We start from the raw sequence: 20,934 nt of genomic DNA on the forward strand, positions 1-20,934 counted from the left end.
TGGCGTGGGCGGGGCGGCCGGCTGCGGCAGAGCGGCGGAGGCACCGGGAGGGCGGGCACCAGGAGGCGGAAGCCTGAAGGGCGGCCATGGCTCACCGTGAGCGCGGCGCGAGGTGGCAACTCCGCGAGGCCGGGCGCGGCAATGCAGAAAGGGCAGGCCCGGTGACACCGGGAGACAGGCTCGGCGACTCCGAGAACGCTGGCTCGGCAAGGGGCACTGTCGGCAAGACAAAGATGGCGGGCTCGGCACCACCGTGCGGCGCGCGCCACCCACCGGGGGTGTCGATGCGGGAGCGAGGGCGGGGCGGGGCGCGGCAACCACGGCAACGCGGGGAGGCGGGCTCGGCAGCATCGTGCGACGCGCGCCACCCACCGGGGGTGTGGATCCGGGAGCGAGGGCAGGGCGCGGTGCGGCAACCCGCTGGGCTGGGCACAGCGGCACCGGGAGGCAGGCTCAGCAGCATCGAAAGGGCGAGCTGGGCCGCACCGCGAGGGGGGAGGGAGTGCGCGGCCCACAGGGGGCGTGAGGCGCGAGCGAGCGCAGGGCGCGGCGCGAGGCGGCAGCGCCGGGAGGGAGGGCGCGGCTTTCGTCGTGGTGTCAGAAGGGTGGGGGTGCGTCGGGTGGGAGGGGGGTTCGAGGCGGGAGGCGCGGGGGCGGTGGGGCGTCGAGGTCGGGTGGGCGCACGCGTGCCGTGGCTCCGGTGGGGCGGGTGAGGTAGCGGGTTCCGCGGGGGCTGGTCCAGAGGAGGTCGCGGGTGTCGGCGGTGGGCGCTTCGGCTCGCCAGCCGCCTTCGTGTTTGAGGTGGTGGTGTCGCGGGCAGAGGTGTGCCAGGTTGCCGGGCGTGGTTTCGCCGCCTTCGGCCCAGGCCCGGGTGTGGTCGAGCTCGCACCGGGAGGCGCGACGACCGCAGCCGGGGAAGCGGCAGGTCTCGTCGTCGATCATGAGCATCGTGCGGAGCTCTGGGCTGGGGCGGTAGCGGCGGCGGGTGACGGACACGATCGTGCCCACCGGAGGTGGGGCGGCGAGGGCGGCGGGCACGGGCGTGCGAACGCTGGGCTCCGGCGAGCTCAGGGCGGGTTCGGCGGGGGCTGCTGGGGCTGGAGCGATGAGCGCTCGGAGGAAGGTGGGGGCGGTCGCGGCGATGGCGCGGGCGGCCTGAGGGTCGATGAGGCCGTAGCCGTGGAGTTCGGCGGGGTCGTCGGCGCAGCCGGCGATGGTGGTGGCGGGGACCGTGACGATCACTGTGGGAACGACGCGAGGGCGCTCGCCACGACCGAGAATGATGTCGGTCAGCACGTCGCAACGCCGTTGCGCGTGCGTGCGGGTGTCGGCGCCGTCGTCGGTGCCGGAGCCCGCGGTGCCGGTGCCGGTGCCAGTGCCGGTGCCGGTGCCGGTGCCGGTGCCGCCGATGGTGGTGCCGGTGTCGTCAGTGGCGGTGCGGAGGGACCGGGCGACGCGGTCGATGAGGTCGTCGATGGCGAGGGCGTCGGTTGCGGGGAGCAGGTGGTGGAGGGTGGCCATGCCGTCCAGGCCCGCTTCGAACCAGACCGCGCGTTCGCGCCGGGCCGTGGCCGCGCGCACGGTCAGCGATTCCGGATGCACCTGCTCGCGCAGGCGGCGTGCCCGGTCGTCGAAGCGGGCGGACGGGAGCTCGCGGGCAAGAGGGAGCGCGGCCTGTTCGAATCCGGAACGCTGAGCGACCGGGAGCGTGACGGCGTGGGCGACCATGATGCGGGCGTGCTGGTAGGAGATGTCGCCGGCCGTCAGCGCGTCGAGGGTGGCGGGGAGACTCTCTAGGAGATGCTCGGCCTCGGTGACCAGGCGGGTGACGGTGGACTCGGAGCGCCGGGTCGCGCATCCGATCTCCGCGGCGAGACGACGACGCGCCCACGCCCGGCCCGGCGCGGTGGCCGCCGTGCCGTCGGCCCGGGCCAGGAGATCGGCCAGCGAGGCCGCCTCGGCCAGGGCTCGCGTGCGGGCAGCCTCGGCGGCCGCGATCCGCTGCTCGGCCACCGCGACCTCGCGGACGACCTCGTCATACCGCGCCGAGAGGGACGGGAGGGCGCGCGGCTCGGCTCGCCTTCGGGCAGGGGGCAGCGACTCGGCGGGGGCCGAGGGGAAGAACGCTGCCGTGCTTGTCATGAGGATAAGTCAACACCGCACCACCGACATCGGGTGATGCGGGGGCGGCGCAGGGGTCGGCACCGAACCGAGGCCCCGGGATCCGGGCAGCCACCGATTCCGCACCGCCGCCGAACCCGCCCACGTCCCAACCGCATCGGCATCACCGCACCCACCGCGTCACCGCACCCACCGCACCCACCGCACCACGGCAGCGTCGGCCCACAGGGATACCATCGGATCATCCCCATTCCGACCCCGCGAAGGACGCCAGCAATGCCACTACGACTCGGATACAAAGCCAGCGCCGAGCAGTTCGACCCGCGTGAGCTCGTGGAGATCGCGGTCGCGGCCGAGGCGCACGGCATGGAGAGCGTCGCGGTGAGCGACCACTTCCAGCCGTGGCGGCACGAGGGCGGCCACGCGCCCTTCTCCCTGACCTGGATGGCGGCGGTCGGCGAGCGCACCTCGACCATCCGCATCGGCACGAGCGTCATGACGCCCACCTTCCGCTACAACCCGGCCGTGCTGGCGCAGGCCTTCGCCTCGATGGCCGTGATGTACCCCGACCGGATCTTCCTCGGCGCGGGCACCGGCGAGGCGCTCAACGAGATCGCCACCGGGTTCCGCGGCGCCGGCGAGCAGACCTGGCCCGAGTTCAAGGAGCGTTTCGCCCGGCTGCGCGAGGCCATCGCGCTGATGCGCCGGCTCTGGACCGAAGACCGCGTCAACTTCGAGGGCGAGTACTACTCCACGCACGACGCCTCGATCTACGACCGCCCGGCCAACCCGGTGCCCGTCTACATCGCCGCCGGCGGTCCCGTGGTGGCCCGCTACGCGGGTCGCGCGGGCGACGGCTTCATCTGCACGTCGGGCAAGGGCATGGAGCTCTACACCGAGAGCCTCATCCCGGCCGTGAAGGAGGGCGCCGAGAAGGCCGAGCGCTCCTTCGACGACATCGACCGGATGATCGAGATCAAGCTCTCCTACGACACCGACTACGACACCGCCCTCGAGAACACCCGCTTCTGGGCCCCGCTCGCGCTCTCGAAGGAGCAGAAGCACGACATCACCGACCCCGTCGAGATGGAGAAGGCGGCGGATGCGCTGCCGATCGAGCAGATCGCCTCGCGCTGGATCGTGGGCTCCGACCCCGACGCTGTGGTGGCCGAGGTGAAGAAGTACACCGACACCGGGCTCAACCACCTGGTGTTCCACGCACCGGGCGCCGACCAGCGCCGCTTCCTCGAGCTGTTCGAGCGCGACCTCGCACCGCGGCTGCGCGCGCTCGCCTGAGCCGAGGTCGTGGGGGGCGGGCATACTGAGCGCATGGCAGGCACGGCTCGCGAAGTGCTCCGGCTCCGGCTGGAGTCGCAGTGGATCGCGCGCGTCCCGTCGAGTGCCGCCGCAGCCCGCCCCGGCGCGGCCGGCATCACGGCCGTCGCCGCGCACCTGCTGGCCACCCAGGCGCAGGACTTCGCACAGGGGGTGTGGGCACTCGGCGTGCGTTCGCCCGGGGCGACGCGCGACGACGTGACCGCCGCACTCGACTCGGCCCAGGTGGTGCGGTCGTGGCCCATGCGAGGCACCCTGCACTTCTGCACCCCCGATGACCTGCGCTGGATGCTCGCCCTCACCGCCGAGCGAACCGTCAGGAGTGCGGCGGCCCGGCACCGCGATCTGCACCTCGACGACGACACCTTCGCGCGCGCCGCCGACATCGCTGCCGGCGAGCTACGAGGGGGCGGGGCCCTCTCGCGCGAGGAGTTCCTGGCGGCCCTCACGGCCGGCGGGGTCGACCCGGCCGGACAGCGCGGCATGCACATCATCTGGCGGCTCGCGCACGACGGCCTGCTCTGCTGGGGGCCGACCAGCGGCACGCAGCAGGCCCTCGTGCTGCTCGACGAGTGGGCGCCGGCCAGGCGCGAGCCGAGTCGCGACGAGGCGCTCGGCGAGTTCGTCCTGCGCTACTTCGGCGGGCACGGACCGGCCACGCTCGACGACTTCTGCTGGTGGTCGAAGTCGACCGTGGCCGATGCCAAGCGCGGATTCGAGCGGGTGCGCGACCGCCTCGACGAACTCGTGATCGACGGCACGAGCTACTGGATGCGCGCCGACGACGGGTGGACCGAGGAGACCGCCGACGCCACGGGCACGGCCGGCATCGCGAGCGAGGCAGGGACCACGAGCGAAGTCGGCAGCACGGGCACGCACCGTGGGCGCGGCGCGGGAGCGAGCCCGATCCGCGGCGGCGTGCACGCCCTACCCGGGTTCGACGAGTACCTTCTCGGCTACCGCGAGCGCTCGCACGCCCTGCCCGCCGAGCACGCCGATCGCATCGTTCCCGGCGGCAACGGGATCTTCTTGCCGATGCTCGTCTCGAAGGGTCGCATCGTGGGCACCTGGCGGCGCTCGGTGAGCACGAAGGCCGTGACGCTGACCCCCGAGTTCTTCGAGGCGCCCACCGCTGCCGAGCTGCGCGGAGTCGAGCGAGCCTTCGCCCGCTACGGCCAGTTCCTCGGCCTGCCGGTGAAGGCGACGCCAACGACCGCCACGGGGGAGGCTCCGTGAGCGCCGCCCTGCGCATCCACCCCTTGCGGGCACCCCGCGAGGCACCCCGCGAGGCAGCCTGATGGCCCGCATCGCGACGACCGTGCTGCATCCGAGCGGCGACGTCGCCGAGATCACCGCGCTCAGCGCCCTGCCCGGGTCGTTCGTGCTCTCGATCGGCGACGTCGCGCAGTCGCACGTGTGGCTGAACGATCCCGCCTCGCTCTTCTACGACTACGTGCGCCGCATCGGCACCGCCATCGACTGCCTCCGCCTGCCCGGCCAGCCCGTCACCGCCGTGCACCTCGGTGCCGGAGCGCTCACCCTCCCCCGCTACGTGCAGGCGACGCGCCCCGACTCCGAGCAGCACGTCGTCGAGCTCGAGGAGAACCTCGTGGCCTTCGTGACCGACCGCCTTCCGCTACCGGCGGGCACCTCGCTGGCCGTGCATCCGGGCGACGCCGCCGAGCGCGTGGAGGCCCTCGCGCCATTCCTCGGCGGGCAGGCCGACCTCGTGGTGAGCGACCTCTACCGCGGCATCACCACGCCCCCGCACCTCACGACCACCGCGTTCTTCCGCGCCGCAGCCCGGCTGCTCGCGCCCGAGGGAGTGCTCGTGATCAACGTGGCCGACGACCCGGGAACCCCAGCACTGCGGGCCCAGCTGGCACAGCTCGCACCCGTGTTCGACCACGTGCTCGTCACCGGCCCCAGCACCGTGCTGCAGGATGCCGAAGCCGGCAACGCCGTGATCGTCGCGTCGTGCACGCCGCGGGTTCTCGAGTGGGCGCCGTCCCTGCGCGCGGCGGGGCCGCATCCGGGGCTCGTGCTGTCGTCGGCCGAGGGCTCGGTTCTCGCCCGACTCGGCTGAGTAGATTCGATGCAGGGCGAGACAGGACAGCCGAGCGAGAGGACGACCCCATGTGCGGACGGTTCACGATGAGTGCGGAGACCGACGAGCTCATCACCGAGTTCATCGCGCGCGGCGGCAAGCTCGAAGACTGGCGGCCGTCGTACAACGTGGCGCCCACCGAGCTCTCACCGATCGTGCGCGAGCGCGTGATCGACGGCGAGCTCGTGCGCGAGATCGACGCCGCGAGCTGGGGGCTCAAGCCCGCCTGGGCGAAGCCGGGCGGCCCCGCGCCCATCAACGCGCGGCTCGAGAGCGTGGCCTCGAACGGGATGTTCCGCAACGCCTTCGCCCAGCGCCGGTGCCTTGTGCCGATGAACGGCTACTTCGAGTGGGAGGCCACGGCGAACGGAAAGCAGCCGCACTACATCCACGCCCCCGAGAGCATCCTGGCGGCCGCGGGGCTCTACGAGCTCAAGAAGGCCGGCGAGGAGTGGACGCTGAACTTCACCATCATCACGCGCGAGGCCGCCGACGCCTCGGGCGAGGTGCACGACCGCATGCCCGTCTTCCTCACCCCCGACACCTGGGAGAGCTGGATGGAGCCCGGGAAGATCGAGGCCCCCGGAGCCAAGGACGAACTCGTGGCCATGCTCGACCGCTCCTCGCTCGCCGTCGCACGCACCATCACCACCTACCCGGTGTCGAAGCGGGTCAACAACGTGCGCGACACCTCGGTGGCCAAAGACGACCCGACCCTGATCGAGCCGCTCGCGAGCTGAGGGAGCTGCGCGAGCTGAGGGAGCGGCGCTACCGCTCGGCCCTACTCCGCGCCGAGGAGGCGCTGCCAGTCCGCCGGCAGGCGGTCGGCGGGGCCGGGCGCACCCTGGGCTGCCGGGTGGCTCGTCGGCGCGGCCAGCACCGGGCCGTCGAGCGCCTGCTGCGTGCCGTAGTCCCAGAACCAGTCCTCGCCGGGCTCGAAGCTCTGCATCACGCGGTGCCCCGTCTCCTCGAAGTGGCGGGTGGCGTGCTTGTTGAGCGAGTCGTCGCAGCAGCCCACGTGCCCGCAGAGCGCACAGCGCCGCAGATGCACCCACCAGCTGCCCTCGTCGTCGCACTCGACGCATCCGGTGCCGCTCGGGGGAACAGAGGTGTCGATGAAGGGGCCCGTCATGCGGCCACCCTACCCCGCAGGGGCGGCGGACCGATCAGACCACTGTCGCAAACCGCGGGGCGGGCCCGGTGGTGCCGCGCACGATGAGCTCCACCGGCAGCGACACCGACTCGAGCCCCGCCATGCTGCCCGCCTCGAGCCCTGCGATCAGCAGCTGCGCCGAGCGGCGGCCGATCTCGAGCATGTCCTGCCGCACGGTGGTGAGCCCGGGGGTGACGACCGAGGCCATGTCGACGTCGTCGAAGCCCACCACCGACACGTCTTCGGGCACCCGCAGGCCCTCCTCGCGCAAGCGCCGCATGGCGCCGATCGCCATGATGTCGTTGCACGCGAACAGCGCCGTGAACTTCGTCTCGTGCGCGAGCAGGTCAGAGACGAGGTCGTAGCCCGACTGCATCTCGAAGTCGCCGTGCAGGGCGAGCGCGTTCGGAAAGGACTCCCGGATGCCCGCCACCCGCTGCACGGTGGAGTGCAGCCCCGCGAACCCCGCGATGATCACCGCGCGGGTGTGCCCGAGCTCGCGCAGATGCCGGCCGAGCTCCTGCGCACCGCTGAGGTTGGTGGAGGTCACCGAGGGCACGCCCGGCAGCTCGGCGATGTCCTCGTCGGCGAGCACGATCGGCGAGGCCGAGGCCGAGATCTTCATCAGCTCGTCGGTGGGCGAGATCTCGCGGCTCGCCGTGTAGACGAGCCCCTCGATCGAGCGGGTGCGCAGCAGGTTGAAGTAACGCTTCTCTCGGCGCGGATCCGAGTTCGACGTGCTGCAGATGATGAGGCCGTAGTCGGCCTCGTTCGCCATCTCCTCCACACCCCGCGCGATGCGCCCGAAGTACCAGTGCGAGATGTCGGGAACGGCCAGGCCGATCATGCGGCTGCGGCCGGATTTGAGGCGCCGGGCCCCCGCATCCGGAACGTAGCCGAACTCCTCGATGATGCGCCGGATGCGCAGGGCCGTCTCGGGGTTGACGGGCCGCTTCCCCGAGAGGGTGTGCGACACCGTGGTCACGCTCACGCCGGCGGCCGCAGCGATCTGCTGCATCGTCCACGGCTTGGGGATGGCGTCGGTCACCGCCTCAGAGTAACCGAGCCGAACCGGGCGCCGAGCCAATGAGACGAAATTGTGCAAATCGTGTTGCACGCCGCCATTGCAACGATCAGGTTTCGCTCGTCTCTCGTTTACACGGAGGTAACAAGGCGAAATCGGCACGAAACAGTCGGCCCGTAGTGTCGACCGCACACACGTGCAAAACGGTTTGCAATCCCGACCCGATCCTGCATGCCCGATGCACCCCGAGAAGCACCACAGATCCCTCCTGCAATTCCCCTGACGCCAAGGAGATACACCGATGACCTTCCGCCTCTCCCGACGCGGCGCCCTGCGCGCCGCCGCCACCGCGACGGCCGCCGCCGCAGCCCTCGCACTGCTCGCGGGCTGCTCGACCACGTCGAGCGACACCTCCGCGTCGACCAGTGCGGCACCGACACCGCTCACCTACCAGACCTCGTGGATCCCGCTCGTGCAGTTCGGCGGTTCCTACGTGGCGGAGAAGGAGGGCTACTACGCCCAGAACGGCGTGAGCGTCGACATCCTCCCCGGCGGCCCGAACGTCGACTCGATGGCCGCCGTCGCCTCCGGCCAGGCCGACATCGGAACGGCGAACGCCGACACCGTGGCCCAGGCCAACCAGAACGGCGCCGACCTCGTGATCGTGGCCGCGGGCTTCCAGAAGAACCCGCTCGCCATCCTCTCCACCGCCGACAAGCCGATCAAGACGCCCGCCGACATGGTGGGCAAGAAGATCGGCGTGCCGACCGGCGACCAGGCGGCTCAGGATGCCGTGCTCAAGGCCAACAACGTCGACGCCTCCCAGGTCACCAGCGTTCCCGTCGGCTTCGACGTGGCTCCGCTCGTCTCCGGCGAGGTCGACGGCCTCTGGGTGTTCTACTCCGAGCAGCCCATCGCCTACGAGGAGGCCACCGGCAAGGCCGGCGTCACGATGCTCACCGCCGACTACGGACTCGACGTCTACGCGCAGGTCTACGTCGTGAAGCGCTCGACCCTGGAGGACGCCGCCAAGAAGACCGCCATCGAGGGCTTCCTCAAGGGCGAGATCATGGGCTGGCAGAACTACGTGGCCGACCCGACCGAGGCGGTCGACCTCACGGTCAACGAGTACGCGAAGGACGGCGGCCTCACCATCGAGGAGCAGACCAAGCAGGCCAAGCTCCAGATGGACCTCCTGGTGACCGACGAGACCAAGGCCAACGGCCTCCTCACGATGTCGCAGGACGGTATCGCGAAGAACATCAAGACCATCGCCGCCCTCGGCATCACGGGCGCCGACGAGTCCCTGTTCGACACCTCCCTGCTGACCGACATCTACGCCGGCGGCAACACCATCAAATAACCCCACCCGCCCTCCCCGGCACCGCTGATCGCGGTCTGCTGGTTCGGATTCTCCCTGAGGCGCCTTTGAGCTCCGCTCAACCGAAGCCGCAGGGAGAATCCGAACCAGCAGGCCGCGATCAGCCCCCCGAACTACGATCCAGAACCACCGGAGGCCCCCGTGAACGGCTCAGGTTTCACCCTCACCAACCTGACGAAGGTCTACTCGACCAAGAAACGCGACGTGCTCGCCCTCGACGACGTCTCGCTGGCGGTGCCCGAGGGATCGTTCACGGCACTGCTCGGCCCCTCCGGCTGCGGCAAGTCCACCATCCTGCGCATCCTCGCCGACCTCGAGTCGTACTCGGCCGGCGAGGTCACCATCCACGGCGAGAGCCCCGCCGACATCCGCAAGGCGCACCGTCTCGGCCTCGCCCTGCAAGACCCCTCGCTGCTGCCCTGGCGCAGCGTGCGCGACAACATCCGCCTCCCCGGCCAAGTCATGCGCACCCCCATCGACAAGAAGCGCATCGACGACCTCATCACCCTGGTGGGCCTGGACGGCTTCGCGGATGCGCGCCCCGCGCAGCTCTCCGGCGGCATGCGCCAGCGGGTCGCGATCGCCCGCGCCATCGTGACGCAGCCCGAGATCCTGCTGCTCGACGAGCCCTTCGGCGCTCTCGACGAGATCACCCGGCAGCGCATGAACGAGGAGCTGCAGAAGCTCTGGTCGGCCACCTCGGCCACCGCCCTGCTGGTGACCCATTCCATCTCGGAGGCCGCCTTCCTCGCCGACCGCGTGGTCGTGATGTCGCCGCGCCCCGGCCGCATCGTGGGCGAGATCACCCTCAACTTCCCGCGCCCCCGCCGGCGCGAGCTGCTCTCCACTCCCGAGTTCCACGCCGTCTGCGACCAGCTGAGCGCCATGCTGCACGGCGGGCACGACGACCCCGACGACCTCGTGTCCGACGGTGAGCTCGCCGCGGCGGGCGCTCCGGCCTCGGCGAACCCGGAGGCCTGAGGATGTCGGCGACCACCGCGTCCGGGTCGACCCGCGGCCCCTCCGGCCCTCCGGCGGGCGGGCGCGACGACATCCGCGCCGCCGCCATCGCCACCGAGCGTGCGCGCTCACGCCGGGAGAACCGCCGGGGCGCCGTCAACGGCTGGGTGACGACCCTCGTCGTCAGCCTCGCGCTCATCGTGCTCTGGGAGATCGCGGCAGACCTCTGGCTCACGAAGCTGGGCGTGCTGGCCTCGCCTTCGTCGATCATCCAGAGCCTGGTCTCGCAGCCCGATCTCTACTGGGGTGCGCTCACCACGACAGCCTGGGTCGCCATCCGCGGCTGGTTCTGGGGCAACCTCGCCGCCATCGCGGTCGCCATCCTCTTCGTGCAGGTGCCGATCTTCGAGTCCCTCTTCCTGCGCCTCGCGCTCGCCCTGTTCTGCCTGCCGCTGGTGGCCCTGAACCCGATCCTGCAGCTCACCTTCGACCCCGACACCGCCAAGGTCGTGCTCGCCGCCCTCTCGGTGTTCTTCACCACCCTGATCGGCACCATGCTCGGTCTCCGCTCCGCCGACGGCGGCCCGCTCACCATGGTCACCGCCTGGGGCGGACGCTCGCTCAGCTCGCTGCGCTTCGTGCGCCTGCCCTCGGGCCTGCCCTCGATGCTCACCGGCCTGCAGATCGGCGCCGCGGCGGCCGTGCTCGGCGCGATCTTCGGCGAGTTCCTCGGGGCGAAGGCCGGCCTCGGCGTGCTCCTGATCAACGGGCTGATGTCGCTCGACCTCGCCCGGGTCTGGTCAGTCGCACTCCTGACCACCGTCATGGCCGCGGTGCCCTACGGCATCTTCGGCCTGCTGAGACGCTGGCTGACCCCGTGGTCGGCGTCGATCTCGAACGCGCAGCAGGCCAACGCGCCCAAGCGCGGCTCGGTCGCGAGCCGCGCGGCGAGCGCCGTGGCCTGGACGGTCGGCTCGATCGCCATCATCCTGCTGGCCTGGTGGGGCTTCCTGATCGTGTTCCACATGTCGTCGTACGTCGGCAAGAACCCGGTCGACGTGTTCACCTACCTCTTCACCGCGCCCGCCGCCGAGGCGAATCGCGCGGTGATGGTCGAGGCGCTCGGGGTGACGCTGGTGCACGCCGGCGTGGGGTACATCGCGGGACTCCTGATCGGCATCGCGGCCGCCGTGGCCTTCGTGACCTTCCCGGTGGCCGAGCGCGTGCTCACCCCTCTCGCCGTGGCGCTGCGCTCCGTGCCGATCATCGTGCTCATCCCCGTGCTGATCCTCGCCCTCGGGCGCGGACTCGGCGGCGTGGTCGCCATCACGGCCATCGTGACCTTCTTCCCCACCCTCGCGAACACGCAGGGCGGCCTGAAGCGGGTGCCGCTGGACGCCTTCACGCTCATGCGCAGCTACGACTCCTCGACCTGGTCGACGCTCTGGCGCCTGCAACTGCCCTACACGCTGCCCGCCATCTTCGCCTCGGCGCGCATCGCCGCCCCCACGGCGTTCCTCGCCGCGACGCTGGCCGAGTGGCTCGCCACCGGCGACGGGCTCGGGCAGGTGATCGTGGGCTCGCGCGCCCACTCGGACTACACGGGGCTGTGGGCGGGCGCCGCCGTGCTCACCGCCGTGTCGCTCATCTTCTACAGTCTCGTCAGCTGGGCGGAGCGGGCGGTGCTCGCGCGCTACGCGCCCTCGCAGCTCGGCTGACCCCGCGCATCCGTTTCGCTTCTCCTCTCGTTCCTCCCATCGAAAGGCCCTCATCATGGCAACACCTCACATCGGCGCCGAGCCCGGAGACTTCGCCGAAGACGTTCTGATGCCCGGCGATCCGCGCCGCGCGAAGCTCATCGCCGAGACCTTCTTCGAATCGCCCACACTCGTCACCGAGGTGCGCGGCATCCTCGGGTACACCGGCACCTTCAACGGCAAGCCCGTCTCGGTGCTGGCCTCCGGCATGGGAACGCCCTCGATGGCCATCTACGCCACCGAGCTCGCGCGCTTCTTCGGCGTGAAGCGCATCGTGCGCGTGGGCACCATCGGCGGCATCGCGCCCTTCCTGCAGCTGGGCGACGTCATCGCGGCCTCGGCCGCCCACACCAACTCGGCCATGACGAGCCAGTGGGTACCCGGCGTCACGCTGAGCCACGCGCCCGACTTCACGCTGCTGCGCAAGGCCGTGGAATACGGCGAGAGCACTGGCAAGACCATCCACGTCGGGCCGCTGTTCACCACCGACAGCTTCTACAACCCCGACACCGAGCTGGTGCCCGGACTGCTGAAGTACGGCACGATCGGCATCGACATGGAGGCCGCCGCGCTCTACGCCACGGCCCGCAAGGAGGGCTTCGACGCCCTCATGGTGGGCACGGTGAGCGACCTGCCGGGCGCCGAGATGACCGCCGCCGAGCGGGAGGCCACTTTCGAGACCATGGTGTCGTTCGGCCTGGCGGCGTTCCAGTGAGCGGCGGGGTTCCGCTTCCGTCGTTCGAGGGTTCGCCGCGCTGGTCGCAGCCCGCCGAGCCGTATGCGCGCTTCCCCAAGGTCACGCTGCACGACCACCTCGACGGATCGCTCCGCCCCGAGACCCTCGTCGAGCTCGCGGATGCGCACGGCGTGACCCTGCCCTACAGCGACCCCGAGACGATGGCGAGCTGGTTCACCGGCGAGGTCGCCGTGCCCACCATCCAGCACTGGGACGAGAAGTTCGGCCTCACCACGCGCGTGATGCAGGACGAGGAGTCGATCGTGCGGGTGGCTCGCGAGTGGGTGCTCGAGGCCGCCGCCGACGGCGTGCTCTACGGCGAGACCCGCTGGGCGCCCGAGAAGCACACGCTGGGCGGCCTGCCCCTGCGCGTGGCCGTCGAGGCCGTGGCCGCGGGGCTCGCCGAGGGCGAGGCGGCGGTCGCCGCTGCGGGAGGGAGCATCCGCGCCCGCCAGCTGATCTGCGGCATGCGCACCTCCACGCTGAGCTACGAGATCGCGCGCCTCACCGTCGACACCTACGGGGAGTGGGGCGGGAGCGTGGCCGGGTTCGACCTGGCCGGCGGCGAAGACGGGTTCCCGATGCGCCACCACCTCGAAGCCACCACCCTGCTGCAGAACGAGGGCATCCCCTACACGATCCACACGGGCGAGGGCGACGGCGAGCACTCGGTCTGGGAGACCGTGCACCTCGCGCACGCGCTGCGCCTGGGGCACGGCGTGCGCATCATCGAAGACGTCTTCCTCGACGGCCGGCCGCTCGGCGTGAAGACCGCGGTGCGGGCGGTCGAGACCGCGCGAGCCGCCGGGCCGGCCGTGCTCGAGCTCGGGCGCACGGCGCAATGGGTGGTGGACCGGCGCATCCCGCTCGAGGTCTGCGTCACCTCGAACGCGGGCGGCGTGGTCGACGGCATCGAGAACCACCCGATCGACCTGCTGCGCGAACTCGGCTTCACGGTGACCGTGAACCCCGACAACCGGGTGATGTCGAAGACCTCGATCAGCGCGGAGATGCGCAAGATCGAGGCCGAGTTCGGCTGGGGCCCGCAGGAGTTCGCCGAGGCCGAGCTCGCGGCCGTCGAGGCGAGCTTCCAGTCGCGCCAGGAGCGCGACGCCCTGCGCGACACCGTCATCGACCTCCTCGACGACTTCGAGCGCTGACCTACCCGCCCCCTCCCCCCTCTCATCGACCGGTCACACATGGCCCGTATCCGCCTCCGATAGGGGGACGATTGCGACGGGTCGGTACCGCTAGAACAGGAAACGTCCCATGAGCATCCCTCCCCTGAACGCCGCCGCGCGCGAATTCGGGCTCGCGCCCGTGACGCTGCCCTCCTACACCGTGCCGGTGGAGGAGCCCCGCGTGCCCCCCGCCGTCTACGAGGCGCGCGTCGCCGCCGCGCTGGAGCGCGCATCCGCCGCCGGGCTCGACGCCCTGCTCGTGTACGGCGACCGCGAGCACTTCGCGAACATCGCCTACCTCACGGGCTTCGACCCGCGCTGGGAGGAGATGCTGCTCATCCTGGTGCCCGGCCGCACCCCGGTGCTGCTCGCCGGCAACGAGAGCATGGCCTACGCGGATGCCGTGCAGATCGAGGTGGAGGTGGTGCGGTTCGCGAAGTTCAGCCTCGTGGGGCAGCCCGACCCCGAGCAGCTGAGCCTCGCCGACGCCTTCGGCATCGCCGGGTTCTCGGCCGGGGCGACACCGCGGCTCGGCACCGTCGGCTGGAAGTTCTGGGAGACTCCGGGCTACGAGCAGTGGATCGAGCTGCCCGCGTTCATCGTCGACGAGCTGCGCGCCGCCGGTTTCACGCTCAGCAACGCCAACGCACTGTTCACCGGGTACACCGCAGCCGGGCCGGGCCTGCGCCTCGTGAACGAGGTCGACCAGATCGCGGCCTTCGAGTTCGCCGCCTGCCACAGCTCGGAGTCGCTGCGGCGCATGATCACGGCCGTGACGCCCGGGCAGACCGAGCTCGAGGCATCCCGGCTCTACGAGGCCACACTGCTGCCCTTCTCCTACCACCCCACCCTGCTGAGCGGGGAGCGCGCCGGCTACGGCGTCGCGAGCCCGAGCGGCCGGATGCTGGCCGTCGGCGACCCGATGAGCGCCGGCTTCGGCCACTGGGGCAGCAACTCGGCGCGCGGCGGGTTCCTCGTGGAGTCGGCCTCGCAGCTGCCCGCCGGGGCGGAGGACTACGTGGCGGCGCTCGTGGCGCCGTACTTCGCGGCGGCGGTGGCCTGGTACGAGACCATCCGCGTGGGCGTGACCGCCGGCGAGCTCTACGCGGCCGTGCACGCGGTGCTCGACGACCCGTTCTACGGGGTCTACCTCAACCCCGGGCACCACATCCACCTGGACGAGTGGCCCTCGTCGCCAGTCGCTCCCGGCTCGCCGGTGGAGTTCGTGTCGGGCATGGCGCTGCAGCTGGACATCATCCCCGCCACGGGCACCGTCTACGGCTCGTCGAACGTCGAGGACGGCATCGTGCTCGCGGACGCGGAGCTGCGGGCCTCGCTGGCCGAGGCCTACCCCGAGGCGTGGGAGCGCATCCTGGCCCGCCGCGCCTTCCTGGCCTCGCTCGGCATCACCCTCGACGAGTCGGTGCTGCCGATGTCGAACATCGCCGGCTGGCTGCCGCCCTACTGGCTGGCCCCCCACCTGGCGATGCGCCGCCTGGGCGCGTCCTAGGGGGCGTACTCCTGGATGGAGCCTCGGGAGCGGTCGGTGAGCTCGGGGATGCGGCGGGTCAGCTCCTCGGCGGCCGACTGCGTGTCGATCGTGAGCAGGCGGCCGTGCTCCACGAGCATCCGGCCGGCGACGAAGACCGTGGTGACGTCGCTCGACTTGACGCTCAGCACGAGAGCCGTGGCGAGGTCGTGCATGGGCTGCAGGTGCGGCTTCTGCGTGTCGATCAGCACGATGTCGGCCTGGTAGCCCGGCCGCAGCGCGCCGAGCGAGTCGCCGAGGCCGAAGGTCGCCGCGCTCTGCCGGGTGGCCAGATCGAGGGCGTGGGCGGAGGTGAGCCAGGTGGCGTCGAGCAGGGCGTCCTTCTGCTTGAGCGACATCATGCGCAGGCTCTCGAGCACGTCGAGGGTGTTGTGCGAGGCCGGTCCGTCGGTGCCGAGGCCCACGGTGATGCCGGCGTCGTGCAGCAGGCGCACCGGCGTCGTGGTGTGCGCGTGCTTCATGTACACCATGGGGCACGAGGCCACGGCGACCCGGTCGGCGAAGGGCACGAGCCACTCGAGATCGCTCTCGACGATGCCGGCGCCGTGCGCGATGATGGCGCCCGTCTCGAGGATGCCGGTGTCGTGCAGCACCTGCACCGGGGTCTTGCCGTGCTTCTCCAGGCTCGACTCGGTCTGGCCCAGGCTCTCCGCGGCGTGGATGTGCGTGCGCACCCCCAGACGCCGGGCGTGCTCGGCGGTCGTGGCCAGATCGGCGTCGTTCACCGTGTAGGTGGCGTGCGGGCCCATGGCCGTGGTGATGCGCCCGCCGGCCGCACCGTTCCAGCGCTCGGCGAAGGCGGCCGAACGCTCGATCCCCTCGGCGCCCTGCGACGAGAAGAAGGTCGAGGCGAGCATCGCCCGGCTGCCGGCCGCCTCCACCACCTCGGCGATGCGGTCGGTGGCGAAGTAGTGGTCGGCGAAGTTCGTGACGCCGGCCAGCAGCATCTCGCCGACGGCGAGCTGCGCACCGAGCATGACGTCGCGGTCGGTGAGGTTCACCTCCATCGGCCAGATGTGCTTGTTGAACCACTCGCTCGTCGGCACGTCCTCGGCCGAGCCGCGGAACATCGTCATCGGCGAATGCGTGTGCCCGTTCATCAACCCCGGGATGGCCACCTGGCCGCGCGCCTGGACCACCGCGGCCTGCGCGAGCACCGCCGGCTCCACCTCGGCGCTCGGCCGAACCCAGGCGATCACACCGTCGCGGATGCCGATGGCATGGTCGGCGAGGAAGGTCGCGGTGCCGCGCGCCGCGGTGTCTTCGCGCGGCAGCTGCGGGTAGCCGGGCGCCGGGCGGGTGGTGCTGGTGAGCACGGTGGCACCGGTGATGACGGTGTCGACGAGCTCGGGGCCGTCGGCCACGGTCACGGCGTCGGGGCTGAGCGCATCCGGGCCGCTCATGCGAGCTCCTCCCCGGCGAGCCAGCGCACGGTTCGATCGAAGAGCGGGGCGTAGCCCTCCCACTCCAGGAAGCCGGGGGGCGCCCAGTGCGGGGCGATGTCGGAGGTGAACGCAGCAGTGCGGCCCGCACCGTAGGAGTCGACGACGAGCAGCGGATGCCCGGCGCAGCGCGCGAGCTCGGTGGCACCCGCGCGCACGGTCACCTCGTTGAGCCCCAGCAGCGCGGGCCACTCGGCGTCGAGGCCGGCGGTGATCGGATGCGCGGCCACGACGGCGGGCGCGGCGCCCGAACCGAGCTCGACCCGGTCGTCGCGGTCGAGGATGCCCACCGGCAGCGCGTCGGCCAGCACCGTGCGCGCCCAGCGGGCCTTCGCGTCGATGCCGGAGAAGGTCATGTAGCCGCCCACCATCGCGAGGCCGCCGCCCTGTTCGGCGAAGGCGCGCAGGGCTTCGATGCGGTCGGGGCCGGCCTCGGAGCGGGTGAAGGTGGCCGGTGCGAGCTGGAAGGTGTTGGCGCCCACGTCGGAGATCACGATGACGTCGGCGATCTCGCGCAGGCCCTCGGCGGTCGCCGGCAGCGCGCTCGTGATCTCGTGGCACGGCACGTGGGTGACCTCGTGGCCGGCCGCGCGGAGGGCCGCGACGAACTCCGTGCCGCCCGCCGTGTACTCGGAGGTGGTGAAGGAGTCGAAGCCCTTCTGATGGATGGAGTGGACGAACCAGGATTCGCCGAGGAGTAGCACGCGAGTCACGGGCGGTCCTTTCAGATCGGAGCGGGTGGTGGGGAAGTGGAGATGCTGGTGGTGGGGAAGCGGGGATGCGGGCGGCGCCGGCGCTCAGGCGCGGGGCGGCGCCGTGCTCTCCCGCACGATGAGCTCGACCGGTCGCGGCGGCGGCGACAGCGGGGCGGCGCCCCCGATCAGCTCGATCAGGGTGCGGGTGGCCAGGCTGCCGATCTCGTCGATCGGCTGGTGCACGGTGGTCAACGGCGGCTGCACCCGCCGGGCGAAGGCGACGTCGTCGAATCCGGCCACCGACACCCGGCCGGGAACCGGGAGCCCGGCGGCGAGCAGCGCGTCGATGGCGCCGAGGGCCGAGAGGTCGTTGACCGCGAAGATCGCGGTGGGCGGCGCCGCTCGGCTCGCGAGGTGCTCCGCCGTGGCGCGCGCGGCGGTCTCCTCGGTGAAGTCGCCGGCAACCACCGCCGCGTGGGGGAAGACCTTGCGGAAGCCCGCCATCCGGTCCTCGACCGAGCGCAGGCCGGGAGGCCCGCTGATGATGCTGACGTCGCGGTGCCCGAGCGCGCGCAGGTGCTCGCCCACGAGCCGGCCGCCCATGCGGTGGTCGGCGGCGATCAAGGGGATGCGGTCGAAACCCGCCACCCACTCGTCGGCCAGCACCACGGGGAAGGACTGCGCGAGCTCGGCCAGCTGCGGATCGCGGCCGGCGTCGCCCGCCACATAGATGAGCCCGTCGATCGAGCGGGAGCGCAGCAGGTCGAAGTAGCGCGCGTGACGCTCGGAGGCGCGGCTCGAGCTGCTGAGCACCACGCCGTAGCCGCTCTCGTCGGCCGCCTGCTCGACACCGACGGCGAGACTGCCGAAGAACGGGTCGGAGACGTCGGGGACCACGAGCCCGATCATGAGCGTGCGGCCGGCCTGCAGCATCCGCGCGGCCGAGCTGGGAACGTAGCCGAGCTCCTCGATGGCGGCCTGGATGCGCGAGGCCGTCTCGGGGCTCACCGGCCGTTTCGCCGAGAGGGCGTGCGACACCGTGGTCATGCTCACCCCGGCCATGCGGGCGACGTCCTTGATCGTCGACCGTCTCTCGCCCATGCCAGCAGGTTAGCGAGTGCGCAATCGTTTTGCACGCGCAGGAGCAGGAGGAAACACAACGTTAACGTTCCGCGCCGTTCCGGGCCGCAAATGGTTTTGCGCGGCTCGGCCGACCAGGTGCTCGCCGCTCTCAGGGAAGCGTCGAGGCACCCGGCACGAGCTGGGGCGCCAGAGTGACCCGGCGCGCGATGCGATCGTGCCCCGGCTCCCGCGCGTCGAGGAGCAGGCGCACCGCCTCGCGGCCCATCGCGGGCCACGGATGCCGGAGCGTGGTGACCGAGTGGTCTTCTGCTCCGGGCGCCAGATCGAGCAGGCTCGCGATCTGCACGCGAGCCGGAACCGCGACCCCGTGCATCCGCAGCACCGCGAGGACTCCGGATGCGACGTCGTCGTTGGCGCAGACGATCGCGTCGACCGGCAGGCCACCGGGCGCATCGCCCGCGCCCCCCTCCGCCACCAGCCACTCGCCGGCGCGGATGCCGCCCTCGAGCACCGCCGCCGTGAACGGCGCCACGGCGATCTCGAGTCCGGCCGCCGAAGCGGCGAGGGCCAGCGCGCGGATGCGCCGCGAATCGGCCGCCACCTCCTGATCGAGCCCGACGACCAGGATGCTCCGCACCCGCCGTTCGGCGAGGTGCGCCACGAGCAGGTCGGTGGCGCGGTCCTCGTCGAGGCCGACCGAGTCGGTGCGGTCGGTCTCCACGAACCGCCCGACCTGCACCACGGGTACCGCGCCGGCCGCCGCGATCGACTCGCGGCTCGCCTCGAGCGAGGGCGGGCAGATGATGATGCCGTCGACCCGGCGGCCGATGAGCGAGCCGACGTTGTCGACGTCGTGCTGCGCATCCGCCTCGGAGTAGCGCAGCACGAGCGAGATGCGGTGCTGCTCGAGACCCTCGCTGACCGACTCGATCAACGCGGAGAGGAAGCCTGTGGTGTAGCGCGGGAGCACCAGCCCGACGGTCTCGGTGCGCTGCAGGCGCAGGGCGCTCGCCACGGCGTTCGGGTGGTACCCGAGCGCACGGCTGGCCTCCTGCACCCGCCGCACGCGGTCACCCGAGACCGGCCGCGAGCCGGTCAGCGCGCGGGATGCGGTGGCCACCGAGACCCCGGCGGCCCTGGCCACGTCGGCCAGCGTCGGCTGTTCGTCATCCATGCTCCGAGAGTAGTGATTTCGGGCAAAGGATGTAATGGATTACACGGGGTTTCATCGGCTTAAACACAATCGAAACACTCCGGCAACCCAATAGAAACGGCCCGAGCGAACACTGGGGACAAATCGCATCGCGTATTCTTGCCACCATCCCTGCAATCGATTACATCAGGAGACCAGATGTCCCTCAAGCGAAACCTGCTCGCCATCGGCGGCCTCGCGCTCGCCTCGACGCTCGCCCTCACGGGCTGCGCGGGCAAGACGGCCACCACCCAGCCGAGCGCCGACCCCGACACCCCGAAGGTCGCCATGCTCTACGGCACCACGGGCGACTTCTCGTTCATGGACAGCGCCTACAAGGGCTTCACCGATGCCCAGGCCACCATGGCCTTCACCCCGCTCGACTTCTCGAGCCCCAACACCGACGACTACCAGGACCGCCTCGACCTCGCCATCGCGCAGGGCGCGGGCCTCGCCATCGGCATCGGCTTCCAGTACGCCACCCCGATGGAGCAGACCACCGACCACCCGAACAACCAGTTCGTGGCCGTCGACATCGACAAGGGCACCGTCATCCCGAACGTCACCACCATCTCCTTCGCCGCCGAGCAGTCGTCGTACCTCGTCGGCGTCGCGGCGGCCCTCACCTCGAAGTCGGGTCACATCGGCTTCGTCGGCGGCGTCGACCAGCCCTCCATCCAGAACTTCTTCGTGGGCTACGAGGCCGGTGCGAAGTCGGTCAACCCGGCGATCGTCGTCGACAAGACCTACCTCTCGCCGCTCGGCGACTTCACCGGCTTCTCCGACCCCACGAAGGGCAAGGAGGCCGCCGCCTCGATGTACGCCGGTGGCGCCGACGTGATCTACGCGGCCGCCGGCGGCTCGGGACAGGGCGTCTACGAGCAGGCCGCCGCCTCGAGCACCTCGAGCCAGAAGAACTGGGCCATCGGGGTCGACGGCGACGTCTACAACCAGGTCGACGCCACGATCAAGCCCTACATCCTCACCTCGGCCATCAAGAACGTGAACGTGGCCGTCGAGGACTCGATCAAGTCCTTCCTCGACGGATCGCTCGCGACCGGCGAGCAGGACTTCACCCTCGCGAACGACGGCGTGGGCTACTCCACCACGGGCGGTTTCCTCGACGCCTACTCCGCGCAGCTGGAGAAGGCGAAGGCCGACATCATCTCCGGCGCGATCACCGTGCCGACCGCCCTCTAGGCCGGAAGAGGCCGGGAG

At 71.3% G+C, this 20,934-nt stretch carries 18 protein-coding genes; 11 read left to right on the forward strand and 7 right to left on the reverse strand.

Annotation, left to right across the window (positions count from 1 at the left end; all coding sequences use genetic code 11):
* Window positions 1-597: 597 nt before the first annotated feature.
* Window positions 598-2,142, reverse strand: coding sequence for a DUF222 domain-containing protein (locus tag VD659_RS12510; RefSeq protein WP_423261394.1), 1,545 nt, complete (start codon window positions 2,140-2,142; stop codon window positions 598-600).
* Window positions 2,143-2,397: 255 nt separating this feature from the next.
* On the opposite strand from VD659_RS12510, the gene fgd reads away from it, so the two are divergent.
* The 4 genes from fgd to VD659_RS12530 all read left to right on the forward strand — a co-directional run bounded on the left by fgd (window position 2,398) and on the right by VD659_RS12530 (window position 6,303).
* Complete coding sequence (gene fgd, locus VD659_RS12515; protein WP_423261395.1) at window positions 2,398-3,417, forward strand: glucose-6-phosphate dehydrogenase (coenzyme-F420); 1,020 nt, start codon at window positions 2,398-2,400, stop codon at window positions 3,415-3,417.
* Between the two features lie 33 nt (window positions 3,418-3,450).
* The gene (locus VD659_RS12520) at window positions 3,451-4,692 is read left to right on the forward strand and encodes a winged helix DNA-binding domain-containing protein (protein ID WP_423261396.1); all 1,242 of its coding nucleotides are present in this window, start codon (window positions 3,451-3,453) and stop codon (window positions 4,690-4,692) included.
* Window positions 4,693-4,753: 61 nt separating this feature from the next.
* Entirely contained in the window at window positions 4,754-5,542 is a 789-nt protein-coding gene (locus tag VD659_RS12525; RefSeq protein WP_423261397.1) for a spermidine synthase, read from the forward strand.
* Window positions 5,543-5,592: 50 nt separating this feature from the next.
* Window positions 5,593-6,303, forward strand: a complete 711-nt coding sequence (locus VD659_RS12530; RefSeq protein ID WP_423261398.1) for an SOS response-associated peptidase — start codon at window positions 5,593-5,595, stop codon at window positions 6,301-6,303.
* A 41-nt stretch (window positions 6,304-6,344) separates the two neighbouring features.
* On the opposite strand, the gene VD659_RS12535 is transcribed toward VD659_RS12530, so the two are convergent.
* Both VD659_RS12535 and VD659_RS12540 read right to left on the reverse strand, forming a co-directional pair.
* Complete coding sequence (locus VD659_RS12535; protein ID WP_423261399.1) at window positions 6,345-6,695, reverse strand: UBP-type zinc finger domain-containing protein; 351 nt, start codon at window positions 6,693-6,695, stop codon at window positions 6,345-6,347.
* A gap of 34 nt (window positions 6,696-6,729) precedes the next feature.
* On the reverse strand, window positions 6,730-7,764 hold the full coding sequence (locus VD659_RS12540; RefSeq protein WP_423261400.1) for a LacI family DNA-binding transcriptional regulator: 1,035 nt from the start codon (window positions 7,762-7,764) through the stop codon (window positions 6,730-6,732).
* 277 nt (window positions 7,765-8,041) lie between these two features.
* Between VD659_RS12540 and VD659_RS12545 the strand changes: the two genes are divergently transcribed.
* From VD659_RS12545 to VD659_RS12570, 6 genes are all read left to right on the forward strand, one after another.
* On the forward strand, window positions 8,042-9,103 hold the full coding sequence (locus VD659_RS12545; RefSeq protein WP_137838335.1) for an ABC transporter substrate-binding protein: 1,062 nt from the start codon (window positions 8,042-8,044) through the stop codon (window positions 9,101-9,103).
* A gap of 159 nt (window positions 9,104-9,262) precedes the next feature.
* Window positions 9,263-10,102, forward strand: coding sequence for an ABC transporter ATP-binding protein (locus tag VD659_RS12550; protein WP_423261401.1), 840 nt, complete (start codon window positions 9,263-9,265; stop codon window positions 10,100-10,102).
* A 2-nt stretch (window positions 10,103-10,104) separates the two neighbouring features.
* The gene (locus VD659_RS12555) at window positions 10,105-11,799 is read left to right on the forward strand and encodes an ABC transporter permease (RefSeq protein ID WP_423261402.1); all 1,695 of its coding nucleotides are present in this window, start codon (window positions 10,105-10,107) and stop codon (window positions 11,797-11,799) included.
* Between the two features lie 55 nt (window positions 11,800-11,854).
* Window positions 11,855-12,553, forward strand: coding sequence for a DeoD-type purine-nucleoside phosphorylase (locus VD659_RS12560; RefSeq protein WP_423261403.1), 699 nt, complete (start codon window positions 11,855-11,857; stop codon window positions 12,551-12,553).
* A complete protein-coding gene (locus tag VD659_RS12565; RefSeq protein ID WP_423261404.1) occupies window positions 12,550-13,734 on the forward strand; it encodes an adenosine deaminase family protein in 1,185 nt (394 codons plus the stop codon). Before VD659_RS12560 ends, VD659_RS12565 begins: the two co-directional genes overlap by 4 nt.
* 109 nt (window positions 13,735-13,843) lie before the next feature.
* Window positions 13,844-15,265, forward strand: a complete 1,422-nt coding sequence (locus VD659_RS12570; RefSeq protein WP_423261405.1) for a M24 family metallopeptidase — start codon at window positions 13,844-13,846, stop codon at window positions 15,263-15,265.
* On the opposite strand, the gene VD659_RS12575 is transcribed toward VD659_RS12570, so the two are convergent.
* From VD659_RS12575 to VD659_RS12590, 4 genes are all read right to left on the reverse strand, one after another.
* Entirely contained in the window at window positions 15,262-16,707 is a 1,446-nt protein-coding gene (locus tag VD659_RS12575) for an amidohydrolase (RefSeq protein ID WP_423261406.1), read from the reverse strand. The genes VD659_RS12570 and VD659_RS12575 overlap by 4 nt on opposite strands.
* On the reverse strand, window positions 16,704-17,459 hold the full coding sequence (locus VD659_RS12580; protein ID WP_423261407.1) for a glutamine amidotransferase: 756 nt from the start codon (window positions 17,457-17,459) through the stop codon (window positions 16,704-16,706). The genes VD659_RS12575 and VD659_RS12580 overlap by 4 nt, the downstream gene beginning before the upstream one ends.
* 84 nt (window positions 17,460-17,543) lie before the next feature.
* Window positions 17,544-18,542 carry a LacI family DNA-binding transcriptional regulator gene (locus tag VD659_RS12585; protein ID WP_423261408.1) on the reverse strand — a complete coding sequence of 333 codons (999 nt, stop codon included), beginning with the start codon at window positions 18,540-18,542 and terminating at the stop codon, window positions 17,544-17,546.
* Between the two features lie 130 nt (window positions 18,543-18,672).
* The gene (locus VD659_RS12590; protein WP_423261409.1) at window positions 18,673-19,698 is read right to left on the reverse strand and encodes a LacI family DNA-binding transcriptional regulator; all 1,026 of its coding nucleotides are present in this window, start codon (window positions 19,696-19,698) and stop codon (window positions 18,673-18,675) included.
* Between the two features lie 177 nt (window positions 19,699-19,875).
* Here VD659_RS12590 and VD659_RS12595 point away from each other — a divergent pair, with 177 nt between their 5' ends.
* Window positions 19,876-20,916, forward strand: a complete 1,041-nt coding sequence (locus VD659_RS12595; RefSeq protein ID WP_423261410.1) for a BMP family lipoprotein — start codon at window positions 19,876-19,878, stop codon at window positions 20,914-20,916.
* The last annotated feature ends 18 nt before the right edge of the window (window positions 20,917-20,934 follow it).

Origin of the sequence: Herbiconiux sp. 11R-BC (genome assembly GCF_049472555.1) — a bacterium.
Classification (GTDB): Bacteria; Actinomycetota; Actinomycetes; order Actinomycetales; family Microbacteriaceae; genus Herbiconiux.